This is a genomic window from Pseudomonas sp. CFBP13528 (assembly GCF_005233615.1).
In the GTDB taxonomy this organism is placed as follows: domain Bacteria; phylum Pseudomonadota; class Gammaproteobacteria; order Pseudomonadales; family Pseudomonadaceae; genus Aquipseudomonas; species Aquipseudomonas fluorescens_AM.
In genome coordinates, this window is record NZ_QGAJ01000027.1 from 1 (window position 1) to 15212 (window position 15212).

Sequence of the window (15212 nt, forward strand, 5' to 3'; positions counted from 1 at the left end):
TGGCGGTGACGGCGCGCGCTTCGATGGCGGCGGCAGCGCCGGCACCGTCGAGGCGGTCCATGTTGGCTTCGGTGGCGTGGCCGGCGTTGGCGCCCTTGGTGGCTACTTCGCCTTCTTCTTCTTTGTCGAATTCGTCCCAGCTCAGCATGACGTGTCGTCTCCTGCGTGAGGGCTCAAAGGTGCCCGTGTGAAACCGGATGGTGGGGTGTTCACACGGCCCCAGGGCCGCGGTGGATCTTAAGGAATCGTTTGTTGCAGCAGCTCGCGCAGGCAAATAAACGGAAATTGCGTAACGGGTACTGCGTGAGGCTTGAGGTGCGGAGCGACAGGTGCAGGCTCCAGCGGAGGCCTCAGGTCTGGCTCTTCATCCCTGTGTAAAGGGATATTGCAGGCCCGATTTACCCGCGCATTATAGGGAAAAAATCGTGTTTGTGTTGTGGCGGATGGTCACTTGGAGACGCCAAATTAGCCTGGTTTACGGCCAAAGCGTGTGTTTGCGAGGCTTTGCCGGGATTGGATTTTTTTGACGGGCGGTGTGAGGGTTTTGGTAGGGGGGGCGCAGGCAGGGCTTTATAAGGTGGGTGTGGCGGCTAACGCTATCGGGAGCAAGCCCCCTCCCACATTTTGATCGTGGTGTTTCAGCGGTCGGGCCTTGGCCGCAAGAGCGATTTCTTGCGGCAATTAAGCATTTAACTTGAAAACCGATTATCCGTTAGAACAACCATTGCCCATCACATGATAATTAAGAATATGACGCTGACCTTGCGAGTCTTCATATTCCATCTTCACCGGTACCACTTCACACACTTGCGCAATATCACTCATGGACAATACTTTGGCGACGTCCAGGTGAGTGCTGTAGGTGTAGTCCTCAACAATCGGCGCATTCGCGCCAGCCAGCTCGGTCGGGGCCTCGTCGGCCAGGGCGGCGGTGGCGCACAAGCTGCTGAGGGCCAAAACTACTAAAGCTTTCATTTCTCTATTTACCTTCTTCAGGGCGAAAGGGGTCACGAGGCCCTTGTGAGGCCGCGTGTGTAACTTGAAAGTTGGGAAGTTCGGATTAACGTTGCCTTCGTGGGGGCTGTTACGGTGTTAATCACAGTGCCTTGGTTGGCGGAGTTGATTCTAGGCGCCCGGGTTATATTCATATACCCGTGGTTTTGATAAACACTTTTGACGGTTTTTGTAACAATCCCTCGATGAAGGTTTTTTCAGCAGCCTGCGAAGCGCTGCAGGACGCGGGCCAGAGCGGAATACCGGCATAGCTGGGCAATTTGTAGGGTCTTGTTACTACCATCGTCGAATGGTTCTATAGGCCTACCCCGGCTACAACAGGGGCCATACAACAACAACTATTGTCACCGAGGTAAGAAAGATGAGTGCGGCTTCCCTGTACCCCGTTCGTCCCGAAGTAGCAGCCAATACGCTGACCGACGAGGCGACCTACAAGGCGATGTACCAGCAGTCGGTGGTCAATCCCGATGGTTTCTGGCGCGAGCAAGCCAAGCGTCTCGACTGGATCAAGCCTTTCACCACGGTGAAGCAGACTTCGTTCGACGATCACCATGTCGACATCAAGTGGTTTGCCGATGGCACCCTGAACGTTTCCTACAACTGCCTGGACCGCCACCTCGCCGAGCGTGGCGACCAGATCGCGATCATCTGGGAGGGCGATGACCCTGCCGAGAGCCGCAACATCACCTACCGCGAACTGCATGAACAAGTCTGCAAGTTTGCCAACGCCCTGCGCGGCCAGGATGTGCACCGCGGTGACGTGGTGACTATCTATATGCCGATGATCCCCGAAGCCGTGGTGGCCATGCTGGCCTGTACCCGCATCGGGGCGATTCATTCGGTGGTGTTCGGTGGTTTCTCGCCGGAAGCCCTGGCCGGTCGCATCATCGACTGTAAGTCGAAAGTCGTTATCACTGCTGACGAAGGCATCCGCGCCGGTAAGAAGATTCCGCTCAAGGCCAACGTCGATGACGCGCTGACCAACCCGGAAACCAGCAGCATCCAGAAGGTCATCGTGTGCAAGCGCACCAATGGCGCGATCAAGTGGAACCAGCATCGCGACATCTGGTACGAAGACCTGATGAAAGTGGCGGGCACCGTGTGCGCGCCCAAAGAGATGGGCGCCGAAGAAGCGCTGTTCATCCTCTACACCTCCGGCTCCACCGGCAAGCCCAAGGGCGTGCAGCACACCACCGGCGGCTATCTGTTATATGCAGCCCTGACCCATGAGCGTGTGTTCGACTACCGCCCGGGTGAAATCTACTGGTGCACCGCCGACGTCGGCTGGGTCACCGGCCACACCTATATCGTCTACGGCCCGCTGGCTAATGGCGCGACCACGCTGCTGTTCGAGGGCGTGCCGAACTACCCGGATATCACGCGGGTGGCGAAGATCGTCGACAAGCACAAGGTCAACGTCCTCTACACCGCGCCGACCGCGATCCGCGCGATGATGGCGTCGGGCACCGCCGCCTGCGAAGGCGCCGACGGCAGCAGCCTGCGCCTGCTGGGTTCGGTGGGCGAACCGATCAACCCGGAAGCCTGGGACTGGTACTACAAGAACGTTGGCCAATCCCGTTGCCCGATTGTCGACACCTGGTGGCAGACCGAAACCGGCGGCAACATGATGAGCCCGTTGCCGGGTGCCCATGCGCTCAAGCCGGGTTCGGCGGCGCGTCCGTTCTTTGGCGTGGTACCGGCACTGGTGGACAACCTGGGCAACCTGATCGAAGGCGCGGCCGAAGGCAACCTGGTGATCCTCGATTCGTGGCCGGGCCAGGCGCGTACGCTGTACGGCGACCATGACCGTTTCGTCGATACCTACTTCAAGACCTTCCGGGGCATGTACTTCACCGGTGACGGTGCGCGACGTGACGAGGACGGTTACTACTGGATCACCGGGCGTGTGGACGACGTACTCAATGTGTCCGGCCACCGCATGGGCACCGCCGAGATCGAAAGCGCCATGGTCGCCCACCCGAAAGTCGCGGAAGCGGCGGTGGTGGGTGTGCCGCATGACATCAAGGGGCAGGGCATTTATGTCTATGTCACCTTGATCGGCGGCGAAGAGCCCAGCGAGCAGCTGCGCCTGGAGTTGAAGAACTGGGTGCGTAAAGAGATCGGCCCGATTGCTTCGCCGGACGTGATCCAGTGGGCGCCGGGCTTGCCGAAGACGCGTTCGGGGAAAATCATGCGACGGATTCTGCGCAAGATTGCCACGGCCGAGTATGACGGGTTGGGGGATATCTCCACCCTGGCCGATCCGGGGGTGGTTGCGCAGTTGATTGAGACGCACAAGACCATGAACGTCGCGTAAGGCGGAGTAGGTGGGACAGAGCCCCATTCGGTACAGACCGGGTGGGGCTTTTTTACGGGATTTTGCAAACCATGAAGACCCCTTGTGGGAGGGGGCAAGCCCCCTCCCACATTTGGATTGCATTTCAAGTCCTGTACAGAGGGTGGTCTGACAGGCCTGCATAACCAGCAAGCCAATAAATATCGGTTTACGCAGTAGGACGTTTCTGAATGTTACCGGTGGGCGCAAATGTGTAACCCTTCGCTCAGGTATGAGGCAAACAGCTACGCCCGCGTCTCGAAAAACTGCGTTTCAGAGACCCCGGGAAATAAGATTAAACGCCACACTTGCCGTGCCAGAAGGGTTTGCGAATAATAGGCCCGCAATTTGCAGCATTAGCTGGTTTAATATCTTTTGCCTCTGCATAAAATCCAGAGGCTGTCAATGGGCTGGAACCGCTTTCTCGGTGCTTCTGTAAATTGTTGTCGCATTGAGGAAATATCGGCTTTCCGCCTGTCGTTAGAATGCCGATCACTCGCTCGTCGTCGCTGGCACTCTCTGGCGCAGGACGCTGCAACGCTATTCGGTTTCACCTTCGCCGCATCGTGGGCCATGGCTCATACTGCTGTTTTGCCCTATACCGATGGAGTCCCAAGATGAAGAAACTCGTGCTGTTGGGCGCCCTGGCGCTGTCCGTGCTGTCCATGCAGGCTTTCGCCGAAGGCAAGCCACTGAAGATTGGTATTGAAGCAGCTTACCCTCCGTTTGCCTCGAAGGCGCCGGATGGCAGCATCGTCGGCTTTGACTACGACATCGGCAACGCCCTGTGCAAGCAGATGGACGTGAAGTGCACCTGGGTCGAGCAGGAATTCGACGGCCTGATCCCGGCACTGAAGGTGCGCAAGATCGACGCGATCCTGTCGTCCATGTCCATCACTGAAGACCGCAAGAAGTCCGTCGACTTCACCAACCGCTACTACCTGACCCCGGCGCGCCTGGTGTTGAAGGAAGGCACCACGGTCAGCGATAGCCTGGATGAACTCAAGGGCAAGAAGATCGGTGTGCAGCGCGGTTCGATCCACGACCGCTTCGCCAAGGAAGTCCTGGCTCCCAAAGGCGCCACCGTTGTGCCTTACAGCTCGCAGAACGAAATCTACCTGGATGTGGAAGCCGGTCGCCTCGACGGCACTGTGGCTGACGCTACCCTGCTGCAGGAAGGTTTCCTCGACACGCCAGCCGGTAAAGGCTACGCGTTCACCGGCCCGGCCTTCACAGACGCCAAATACTTTGGCGACGGCATAGGCATCGCGGTACGCAAAGGCGACAAGGAAAACCTGGACCGTATCAACGCGGCTATCACCGCGATCCGTGCCAACGGCGAGTACAAGAAAATCCAGGACAAGTACTTCAACTTCGACATTTACGGGCCAGAAGCCAAGTAAATCGTCGCGGCGGTCTGTCTGAAATGGCGCAAGCAACAGAACACTCTGAAGTTTGCGCCATTTTTTCATCCCCCTTTTCGAGGACCTGAATCATGTTGAAAGGCTACGGGGCCGTTATCCTCGATGGCGCATGGTTGACGCTTCAGCTCGCCTTGTCGTCAATGGCCCTGGCCATTGTTCTGGGTCTGATCGGGGTCGCCTTACGCCTGTCGCCGGTGCGCTGGTTGGCCTGGCTGGGTGACTTGTACTCCACGGTGATCCGCGGGATCCCCGACCTGGTGCTGATCCTGCTGATTTTCTACGGCGGTCAGGACCTGCTCAACCGCGTCGCGCCGATGCTCGGCTACGACGACTATATCGACCTGAACCCCCTGGCCGCCGGTATCGGCACCCTGGGTTTCATCTTTGGCGCCTACCTGTCGGAAACGTTTCGTGGCGCCTTCATGGCTATTCCCAAGGGGCAGGCTGAAGCCGGCCTGGCGTATGGCATGAGCAGCTTCCAGGTGTTTTTCCGGGTGATGGTGCCGCAGATGATTCGGCTGGCGATCCCCGGTTTCACCAACAACTGGCTGGTGCTCACCAAGGCCACCGCGCTGATTTCGGTGGTGGGCCTGCAAGACATGATGTTCAAGGCCAAGCAGGCGGCCGATGCCACCCGTGAGCCTTTTACCTTCTTCCTCGCCGTGGCGGCGATGTACCTGGTGATCACCAGCGTGTCATTGCTTGCCCTGCGTTATCTTGAGAAGCGCTACTCGGTAGGCGTAAGGGCGGCTGATCTATGATCTTCGACTACAACGTCATCTGGGAGGCCATGCCGCTGTACCTTGGCGGCCTGCTGACCACCCTCAAACTGCTCGCCATCGCGCTGTTCTTCGGCCTGCTCGCCGCCTTGCCCCTGGGCCTGATGCGCGTGTCCAAGCAGCCAATCGTCAATGGCGCGGCGTGGCTGTACACCTATGTGATTCGCGGCACGCCGATGCTGGTGCAGCTGTTCCTGATCTACTACGGGCTGGCCCAATTCGAAACCGTGCGTGAAAGCTTCCTGTGGCCGCTGCTGTCCAGCGCCACCTTCTGCGCGTGCCTGGCGTTTGCGATCAACACCAGCGCCTACACCGCCGAGATCATCGCCGGCAGCCTCAAGGCCACGCCCAATGGCGAGATCGAAGCAGCCAAGGCCATGGGCATGTCGCGCTACAAGCTGTACCGCCGCATTCTGCTGCCGTCGGCCCTGCGCCGCGCGCTGCCGCAGTACAGCAACGAAGTGATCATGATGCTGCAGACCACCAGCCTGGCCTCCATCGTCACCTTGATTGATATCACCGGCGCCGCGCGCACGGTGAACGCCCAGTACTACCTGCCGTTCGAAGCCTATATCACCGCCGGCGTGTTCTACCTGTGCCTGACGTTCATCCTGGTGCGCCTGTTCAAGTTGGCCGAACGCCGCTGGCTGAGCTACCTGGCTCCACGGAAGCATTGATATGGAACGTATCGATCACCTGTTGCCCTGGGGCCACCTGGGCTGTGAACGCCAGCTGAGCGTGTTTCGTTTCGGCCGTGGCGAGCGCAAGGCATATATCCAGGCCAGCCTGCACGCCGATGAGTTACCCGGCATGCGCGCGGCCTGGGAGCTGAAAAAGCGCCTCACCGAACTGGAACAGCAAGGCGCGCTTAACGGCGTGATCGAGTTGGTACCGGTGGCCAACCCGATGGGCCTGGGCCAGTTGCTGCAAGGCAGCCACCAGGGCCGTTTCGAGGTGGGCAGCGGCAAGAATTTCAACCGTGATTTCGTGGAGTTGAGCGCGCCGGTCACCGAGCTGCTCAAAGGCAAATTGGGCGATGACCCCCACGCCAACGTGCGCATGATTCGCCAAGCCATGAGCGATGTGCTCAGTGCCTTGCCCGCGCCGAGCAGCCAGTTGCAAGGCATGCAACGTATTCTGCTCAGCCACGCCTGCAACGCCGATGTGGTGCTCGACCTGCATTGCGACGCCGAGGCCGCACTGCACATGTACGCACTGCCCCAGCACTGGCCGCAGTGGCGTTCGCTGTCGGCGCATTTGAATGTGAAGGTCGGCCTGCTCGCGGAAGATTCCGGTGGCAGCTCGTTCGATGAAGCCTGTTCGTTGCCGTGGCTGCGTCTGTCGCGCACGTTTCCCGACGCACAGATTCCGCTGGCCTGTCTGGCGACGACGCTGGAGTTGGGCGGCCAGGCTGACACCGGTCGCAATGAGGCGATCTTCCACGCTGAAGGCATCCTGGCGTTTCTTGCCGAACAAGGCCTGATCAAGGGCGAATGGCCGGCACCGCAACACGAAGCGTGCGAAGGCATGCCGTTCGAAGGCACCGAATTGCTGTTCGCCCCCCACGCCGGAGTGATCAGTTACCTGCGTAAGGCCGGTGACTGGGTCGAGCAGGGCGAACCCATTTTTGAAGTGATTGATCCCCTGGCAGACCACGTGAGCATTGTTTGCGCGGGTACGTCCGGGGTGTTGTTTGCCGTTGAACGGCTGCGTTATGCCCAAGCGGGTTTCTGGCTGGCCAAGGTGGCGGGGCGCGAAGCGCTGCGTCACGGGCGCTTGCTCAACGACTGACCACCTGTTTTTGTGAGAACCGACCGCATGTACAAGCTTGAAGTCCAAGACCTGCATAAACGCTATGGCAGTCATGAAGTGCTCAAAGGCGTGTCCCTGGCCGCCGCAGCCGGTGATGTGATCAGCATCATCGGCTCCAGTGGCTCGGGCAAAAGTACCTTTTTGCGCTGCATCAACTTGCTGGAGCAGCCCCACGCCGGCAAGATCCTGCTCAATAACGAAGAGCTGAAACTGGTCGCCAACAAAGACGGCGCCATGAAGGCTGCCGACCCTAAACAACTGCAGCGCATGCGTTCGCGCCTGTCCATGGTGTTCCAGCATTTCAACCTGTGGTCGCACATGACTGCGCTTGAAAACGTGATGGAAGCCCCGGTGCATGTGTTGGGCATGTCGAAGAAAGACGCGCGTGAAAAAGCCGAGCATTACCTGGCCAAGGTCGGTGTGGGTCATCGTAAGGATGCCTTCCCAGGCCATATGTCCGGTGGCGAGCAGCAGCGCGTGGCGATTGCCCGTGCCCTGGCGATGGAGCCGGAGGTGATGCTGTTCGACGAACCGACGTCGGCGCTCGACCCTGAGTTGGTCGGTGAAGTGCTCAAAGTGATGCAGGACCTGGCCCAGGAAGGCCGCACCATGGTGGTGGTGACCCATGAAATGGGCTTTGCCCGTGAAGTGTCGAACCAGTTGGTGTTTTTGCACAAAGGCATTGTCGAAGAGCGTGGTAATCCTCGCGAAGTGCTGGTGAACCCGCAGTCCGAGCGCCTTCAGCAGTTCCTCTCCGGCAGCTTGAAATAGTCCTTTCCTGTTGGAGCTGCTTTATGTGGGAGGGGGCTTGCCCCCTCCCACATTTGATCGCCATTGTTTTTGAGATTTGTGTTGGTTTACCGGCTAGCATTGGCCTCTGTCTTCATTACTGTTTTCGTTCCGGATAGCACTCCATGACCGCCCATAAAATTGGTTTCCTGATTTGGCCCAGCACAAAAGCACTCACGCTTGCGCTGGCTGAGGAGGCCTTGCGCGTTGCTCAGCGGGTGCATCCGGAGGTGGTCTACGAGTTGTCATTCCTGCTCGCCGAACCTGCCGCCGAAGGCGCCTGGCAACTGCCGGGCGAGCCGTGGGCCGGCAAGCTCGAAGGTTTTCAGAAGCTGTTCCTGTTGGCGGATGAGCCGCCCACTGTGATCGCTTCCCAGCTCAGTACCGCGCTCAAGCAGCTTGTCCGGGCGGGGTGTGTGATCGGTGGTCTGTCCGCCGGAGTGTACCCGCTGGCCCAGCTTGGCCTGTTGGATGGCTACCGCGCTGCCGTGCATTGGCGCTGGCAGGATGATTTTGCCGAACGCTTCCCCAAGGTCATCGCCACCAGCCATCTGTTTGACTGGGACCGTGATCGCCTGACCGCCTGCGGTGGCATGTCGGTACTCGACCTGCTGCTGGCAGTGCTGGCCCGTGACCACGGTGCCGAGCTGGCTGGTGCGGTCTCGGAAGAGCTGGTGGTGGAGCGCATCCGCGAAGGTGGCGAGCGCCAGCGCATCCCGCTGCAAAACCGCCTGGGCTCCAGCCATCCGAAGCTGACCCAGGCGGTTTTGTTGATGGAAGCCAACATCGAAGAGCCGTTGACCACGGACGAAATCGCCCAGCATGTCTGCGTGTCGCGACGACAACTGGAACGGATCTTCAAGCAATACCTCAACCGCGTCCCCAGCCAGTACTACCTGGAGCTGCGCCTGAACAAAGCCCGCCAGATGTTGATGCAAACCAGCAAGTCGATCATCCAGATCGGCTTGTCGTGCGGCTTCTCCTCGGGGCCGCATTTCTCCAGCGCCTACCGCAACTTCTTCGGCGCAACCCCTCGTGAAGATCGCAATCAACGGCGCAGCAGCAGCCCCTTTGAACTGTCTTCGGTGCCGTCCGAGCGCGGCTGATCAACCCGTCAGTCTTCTTCCGGTTCAGGATGAGCCACCACCAGTGGTGTGCCTTGAGCATCCACGGTGGCGGCCGCAACCTGGAAGTCAATGCCTGTGCGTTGGTAATACTGGCGCAGGCGTGCCAGGCTTGCTGGCGATAGCGGGTTAAGGCTCAGGTCGCAGTCCTGGTTGAACACGGTTCGACTGTCCAGCAAGTCCGCCGGTATCTCGCGGATTCCGTTGTTGCTCAAATCCAGCGTGTGCAGCCCATCCACCCGGAACACGCCTTCAGGGGCTTCGCTCAGTGCTGCATTTCTCAGGTGAAGCGAGGCTAGTTGGTGCAGCGAACTGATGTCAGGGGCGAGGCCCAAAGGGTTGTTGCTCAAGTCAAGGAAGTCCAGCTGGTTCAAATGCGCCAGCGCTCCTCGGGTGTCGGGTGTCAAGCGGATTGCGCACTCTTCCATTGCCAGGGTGGACAGCTTGGGCATGTACTGGATCGACTCAGGCAGTGTGCCCAGCGAGCACTTGGTGAGTGTCAGTGATTGCAGGTGCTTGAAACTGCGCAATGTGCCGTCGACGCCAGTTGTGGTGCCGTTACCGATCAACTCGAACGAGGTCACGTGGTTGAAGTTGGCGTTCAACTGCGGCAAGTCGCCCAATATCGGTGTGTCCGTATGCACCATGTGGCTCGGTTCATCGCCCAGGCTCTCTTCGTCCAGGGCGCTTTCGCGTCGCCAGGCTTGTTCCAGCAACGTCTTGAAGTTCTGTCTCGACAGCTGGTCCAGGGCACGGGTTTGCTCGTCAAGGGGCACATCCAGGATCGGGTGTCGATCCGGCACAGCCTGCACCCACAGTTGCAGGTCGTTACCCAGTTGTTCGTATTCGGCTTCCAGGCGCGTCAAAGTCGGGTCCACCGCTGCCATATCGCCGGGCAGGCGGAAGATAAAACGGTCTGCCTCAGCTTCCAGGAATGTGGGGTATAGCTGTTGCGTACGCAGGCGTTGCTCTGCGGAGGCCTGGGCGGCGAAGCTCTCGCCGGTGCGCTGGCAGTAGGTTTTGATCAAGTCCAGGGTCGGGGGCGTCAACGGGTTGGCGGAAAGGTCCAGTGGGCTGGTGAGCGAGCTCGGCAACGCGAACAGTTCGGCGGGCAGTTGTTCAATGGCGTTTTCGCTCAAGTTCACCGTCTGGCGTGGTGGGTTGCCCAGCAGCTCAAGCGGTATCTCCATTAGTCCGGTGTCTTTCAGTGAGATATGGCTCAAGCCGGGCAGGCGACTGAAGTCCGGGACTTGTCCCAGGGGGTTATGGTCCAGGTTCAAGTACTTGAGGCTGCTCATGCCGTGCAATCCCTCCAGACTGGCGCGGTTCAGCGCGATTGAGCAGCGTGGCAGCCCCAGTATTTCCAGTCCTGGCAGGTTGATCACCGAGGGAGGGATATCCTCGAGCAAGACGTTTTCGATGTCGAGGATCGTCAGGGCCGGAAAGCTGTCGATAAAGGCGGTTGACCCCATCGGGCTACCGCTGCCTTTGATCGTCAGTGAGCCAATATGTTTGAAACGCGCACTGAGGGTGGGCACTTCGCCCGCGAGAGACTGAGGGATGTCCAGGGTGTGGACAACTTGAGTGTCTTGGGGCAATTCCCGGCGCCAGCTTTTTTCGAGCAGCACCTTGAGTGCGTTTCGCCGGTTGCCTTCCACTGACGGTGCCGGGGATTGCTGTGACCAGTGGTTGAGCTCGAGCTGCAAGGTGTCCAATTCACCGGCCAAGCGTGCCAGCTCGCGCCTGCCTGCTTCCAGATCGCCCGGCAGGCTGTAGATGAGCCGGTTGATTTGGTTGTCGTCCAGGGAGGGGTACAGCCGTTTTGCATCGTGCACATCCACGTCGGGAGCAGTGGCCTCCCAGTAATCTCCGTGCTGCTGGTAGTAGGCTTTGACGCGCTCAAGGGTGGCCGATGACAGCGGGTTGCGAGACAGGTCGAAGGCCACGCTTTTACCCGCTGGCAGAGCGAACAGTGTCGCGGGCAGTTCTTTGATCCGGTTGCCACTGAGAAAGGCCGCATCCAGATTATTGCGGGTGAGCAGACCAGGGGGGAGGCTATCGATGCCGGTGTCGGACAGGTCCAGGGTGTGCAGTTCGGTCATGGCCTCCACGCTGGGTACGCGGCCCAAGGGGTTTTTATACAGGTCCAGGGTTTGCAGTTGGGTCATCGAGGCGAGCCGGGTCTGACTGAGCGGCGTCAGGCTGATTGCGCAGTCGCTCAGGCGCAGTAGTTTCAAGTTGCCCATCTGCAATACAGCCGGTGGCACGTCGCCCAAGGGCAGACTTTCAACGGCCAAATGACGCAGCCGCGCAAAGTAGCCGAGGAACGCGGGTGCCCCCAGCGTGTGGTCGCTGCCCGACAGGGTCAGCATCGATACGTGATCGAAGTTGGCGGACAGCCGGGGCAATTCGCCGCGAATAGGGGTATTCAGGTTCAGCCGGTAACCGTCGAGGGTCGGGTCTTCGAAGTAATCATCGATGGGCAATTCCCTGCGCCAGCAGCGTCTGAGTTCGCGGGCCATGAGCTCGCGATTGCGTTTTTCGTACTCGCGCTGCCGCAAGCTGAGTACAGAGCCGTTCCCGGGGTTCTGAGAGGGAATGTTGCGTTGCCAGCTAGTCAGGTCGCGTTCCAGTTGGTGGTATTCGATGTCCAGCGCTTCCAGGCCGGCAAGTGCACCGCCAGGCTGGGACTGCAAATGGTTCAGCAGGGTGGTCAATTGATGTTCGGCAAGTGCGGGGTACAGGTTGCGCGCGCGTTGATGCAGGTTTGCAGCGCCCAGGGGCGCGGGCGCCTGGGCGTGATAGCCGTTGTCGGCGCCTAACAGGCGCAGGGTTTCAATGGCCTGTCCGGGCTCATTGTGGGGGGTAAGCAATGCGCGTAGTTCGTTGCGTGGCAGTGGCGCCTGCCGTAGACGCTGCTTGAGTTGTGCGCCCTGGTGAAGGCCCAGGTCGAGTTGATCGCGCTGCTTGTCGGGCAGGGCACTTAAAATGGCTGAGTACAGGTCAGTCTCGCTGCCGAGGGCGCCCTGTTCATCGTAGGGCTGGTAGCGACCCGCTTCGGTGCGCACCAACGTGCGATGGATGGGCGCGTCAACCGGGCCGATCCGCAGCCAGGTTGGCCCGGTCAGTGAATCGTGACGGGCCTCGAGCTGTACCTCGCCCGACCACCCCTGCAGTGTGCGCAGGGAGTTGAGTGCCAGCCGATCGGTGTCCACCGACCCCGGCGCCTTCAGGTGCAGCCCCTCATAGGCACGGTTGACCTTGACTTCATTCCACGCGGCGCGTGCCAGTTCGGCCAGGCGCGGCGGCGTGTTGCGCTCATGCAGCGCTTCAAGCTCTGCGCCGCTCGCCTCGCTCACGAGGGTCTGCGCCACGCTCGCCGGCAACCCGGGCGTGGTGCTGAGCAATTGCTGGGTAAGCGGCTCGGTAGCGGTTTGCAGCGGCGCATACCGCGATTCGAACAACGCGCTGCGCTGGTGATTGGCAATATCCGCCAGCTTATGGCGCAGCAGGTGGGCGCGGCGTTCCAGGCTCAGTTCCGGGTCGCTGGCGCGCTCACCGAACTGCGTGCGGATCTCTTCGGTGGTCAGGCCGCGCAAGACCGTTTTCAGCAAGTCTCCATTGTCCAGCTGGGATTCGTAGACCTGAACCACCGGCATGCGCTTGTCCCCGAATTCCCAGGCGGTCTGACCCTTGTCGTTGACGATGCGCAAGGCTTTGGTGGGCGGCCACGAGCCGTGGGTGGTCAATAGCTGCAAGGTGTCTTGAGGATCAATCTGGTGATACACCGTCGGGTCCTCACTGCGCAGCTGTTCGATGAGCCGTTGGATGTCGCGGTCGATGCGCAGGCGGCTCAAGGTATCGTCCAGCAGCGGTGACGGACGTTCGCTGTTGACATGCATTTTGCGTACGACGTGTTCATCCGTACCGCTGATATGCAGAGCCAATTCTCGGTCCGCCTCGCTCAAGCCCTGGACGCTATGGCCTAGCCTGCGCAGCAGCGTGGGTTTGTCCCACTGCAAGGGTTGTTCGAGTTCGGTGTGCCACGCGCCGGCGCGGTTGTGTCGCACGATCGGGCGATAGGCGTCGGCGCGGCTGGGGTGTTTGATCTGGTATAGCTCGCTGTCCGGGGCTTTTTCCACGCTGTACAGTTTGTTTTCCAGCGCCAGGATTGTCTCCCCGCGTGTCTCGTGCAGGCCCAGATCGTTGATACCCAGGCGCGGTGGTAGCGATGCAGGATGCTCGTAGGGCGTCAGGTCCGGTTTCCAGTAACGCTTGGCATTATTGGCCAGGCTGACGGGTTTGAATGTGTCGATATAGGCGAGTACGTCCTTGGGTAACGCCTTGCGCAACAGGGGCACACCAATCTTGCTGCCCGCGGCAAATGCGCCCAATTGCAGCAGGGACTCCAGCACGCTCATGAGATGACCGAAGGCTTCTTTGCCCTGGCCCTCGGCCCAGTCGACGATCCCTTCGAACACATCATCGAGCAGTTGATAGGCCATGTAGCCAAGCATCAACTCGCCCAGCCCCGGGACAAAGGGGGCTACCACCATCAATGCCGCGTTGAGGATCGAGGATGCAACATCGACGAAGGAGTCCCAAAGTCGCCAGCGTGCCTCGCGATCGACACTGGCGGTGGAAACGGCAAGGGTGCGAGCATCGTTGAGTATCTTGTCGAGCTTTCGCTGATACAGATGCAACCAGGGATCGCCCGTGATCGGCACTGCGTCAAACTGCAGTGTGGGGTTGTCGGTCGGTTTACGGCGCCAGGGGGCCTCGCTGCTGCCCTTGACGGTGGGATGCCAGGTAATGCGCGCCAGGCGCTGGTCCAGGCCGGAAAAAAATACCCCTCGATTGGCGTGGGGCACGAAGCGGCTGAAGAAGGTTTGATAGTCGCGATCACGCAGTTGTCGTATCAGTTCCTGCATGAAGGCCCGCGACGAGGCATATTCCTTGAGTGGGTGCTGTGGATCATCTGGAATGTATGCCACCAGGCGCTGGGCCGACCGGGGCGTTTCCAGGTCGGGGGCAAACAATTGGATCCCCGTGAGCGGAATTTCCATCAGCCTGAAATCGTGACAGAGCAACGGCTGGCCATCGAGCCTGAGGTGGGATGTGCCCGCGATCAGCCCTTCGATCACGGTGCCGAAGTCCTCGCTGATGTCTCCCTGGATACGTGCCAGTTGCAGCGCGACCTGCAGGGCGGCTTTGTGGCTGGCGTCGACCTTCAGGCGCAGTACTGCGGCGGCCACCGGGTTGGACATCCCCAGCGCCTCGTTCAGGTAGCGGGCGTAGAGGGCACCGATATCCAGGTCACGGCACAGGCTGGTAAACGCCGAGATTGACATCACGCGCTTGATTGGCGGCAGGGTGTCGAATTGCCCGCTGGCTGAGGGGCGCGTGATAAAGGTCGAGGCCGGCTCGTAGGCGTCCGCCAGCGTTTCTTTGTGTTCGAAGTTATGCAGGGCGGCGTCGAGCAGCGAGACCGTCCAGGTTCGCGTTGCGCCGGAGTGTATCGAGAACCATGGGATGCGGTCGGGGATATACAGACGCACAAAGGTGGCGTCGACATCCAGTTGCAGGCCGAACTCGGCTTTCAGTGCCTGCTCGAGGATCGGGGTGGCAAAGGTCTTGACGTCCTGCAGGTGTTGCAATGCCCGGTCCACACTGTTTTGTGCATCCCAGTGGGCGCCGGTAAGCCGCTTGAGCGCCGCCCGCTGCTCGACGCTGCCCGGCAGCGGGCGGGGCTGGGTTTTGGCAAGCGCCTGGCGTTTGCTGGCAGAGGCATTGCCGAGCCAGGCGGGCAGGGCGCTGGTCAGCAGTTGGTAGTGGCTGTCAGGCAGGCTGGCATCCGAGAGATCGATGTTGGTCATGAAGCGGGTCCGTACAAGTCATGAAGGCTTGCAGTAAACCCGTCGGTTGCGCGCAGGAG

9 protein-coding genes and 1 pseudogene are annotated in these 15212 nt (G+C 60.1%); 7 read left to right on the top strand and 3 right to left on the bottom strand.

Annotated elements, in window-relative coordinates:
- Both PspCFBP13528_RS26760 and PspCFBP13528_RS26765 read right to left on the bottom strand, forming a co-directional pair.
- Positions 1 to 148, bottom strand: a pseudogene (locus PspCFBP13528_RS26760) (ribonucleotide-diphosphate reductase subunit beta); the annotation flags it as partial.
- Positions 149 to 705: 557 nt separating this feature from the next.
- On the bottom strand, positions 706 to 975 hold the full coding sequence (locus PspCFBP13528_RS26765) for a DUF2790 domain-containing protein (RefSeq protein WP_065951034.1): 270 nt from the start codon (positions 973 to 975) through the stop codon (positions 706 to 708).
- Positions 976 to 1375: 400 nt separating this feature from the next.
- Here PspCFBP13528_RS26765 and acs point away from each other — a divergent pair, with 400 nt between their 5' ends.
- The 7 genes from acs to argR all read left to right on the top strand — a co-directional run bounded on the left by acs (position 1376) and on the right by argR (position 9259).
- Positions 1376 to 3331 carry an acetate--CoA ligase gene (gene acs / locus PspCFBP13528_RS26770; protein ID WP_065892695.1) on the top strand — a complete coding sequence of 652 codons (1956 nt, stop codon included), beginning with the start codon at positions 1376 to 1378 and terminating at the stop codon, positions 3329 to 3331.
- 635 nt (positions 3332 to 3966) lie between these two features.
- Positions 3967 to 4752, top strand: a complete 786-nt coding sequence (locus tag PspCFBP13528_RS26775) for an ABC transporter substrate-binding protein (protein WP_065950569.1) — start codon at positions 3967 to 3969, stop codon at positions 4750 to 4752.
- Between the two features lie 92 nt (positions 4753 to 4844).
- On the top strand, positions 4845 to 5534 hold the full coding sequence (locus PspCFBP13528_RS26780; protein WP_032886746.1) for an ABC transporter permease: 690 nt from the start codon (positions 4845 to 4847) through the stop codon (positions 5532 to 5534).
- Positions 5531 to 6229: an ABC transporter permease gene (locus PspCFBP13528_RS26785; protein WP_065950568.1), complete on the top strand. Its 699-nt coding sequence runs from the start codon at positions 5531 to 5533 to the stop codon at positions 6227 to 6229. Before PspCFBP13528_RS26780 ends, PspCFBP13528_RS26785 begins: the two co-directional genes overlap by 4 nt.
- A gap of 1 nt (position 6230) precedes the next feature.
- Positions 6231 to 7343, top strand: coding sequence for a succinylglutamate desuccinylase/aspartoacylase family protein (locus tag PspCFBP13528_RS26790; protein ID WP_065950567.1), 1113 nt, complete (start codon positions 6231 to 6233; stop codon positions 7341 to 7343).
- Between the two features lie 27 nt (positions 7344 to 7370).
- Positions 7371 to 8135, top strand: coding sequence for an ATP-binding cassette domain-containing protein (locus PspCFBP13528_RS26795; protein ID WP_003214336.1), 765 nt, complete (start codon positions 7371 to 7373; stop codon positions 8133 to 8135).
- Between the two features lie 143 nt (positions 8136 to 8278).
- Entirely contained in the window at positions 8279 to 9259 is a 981-nt protein-coding gene (argR, locus tag PspCFBP13528_RS26800; RefSeq protein ID WP_065950565.1) for a transcriptional regulator ArgR, read from the top strand.
- 8 nt (positions 9260 to 9267) lie between these two features.
- Here the strand turns inward: argR and PspCFBP13528_RS26805 are convergent, their stop codons facing one another.
- The gene (locus PspCFBP13528_RS26805) at positions 9268 to 15153 is read right to left on the bottom strand and encodes a DUF6543 domain-containing protein (protein ID WP_137201865.1); all 5886 of its coding nucleotides are present in this window, start codon (positions 15151 to 15153) and stop codon (positions 9268 to 9270) included.
- Between the last annotated feature and the right edge of the window lie 59 nt (positions 15154 to 15212).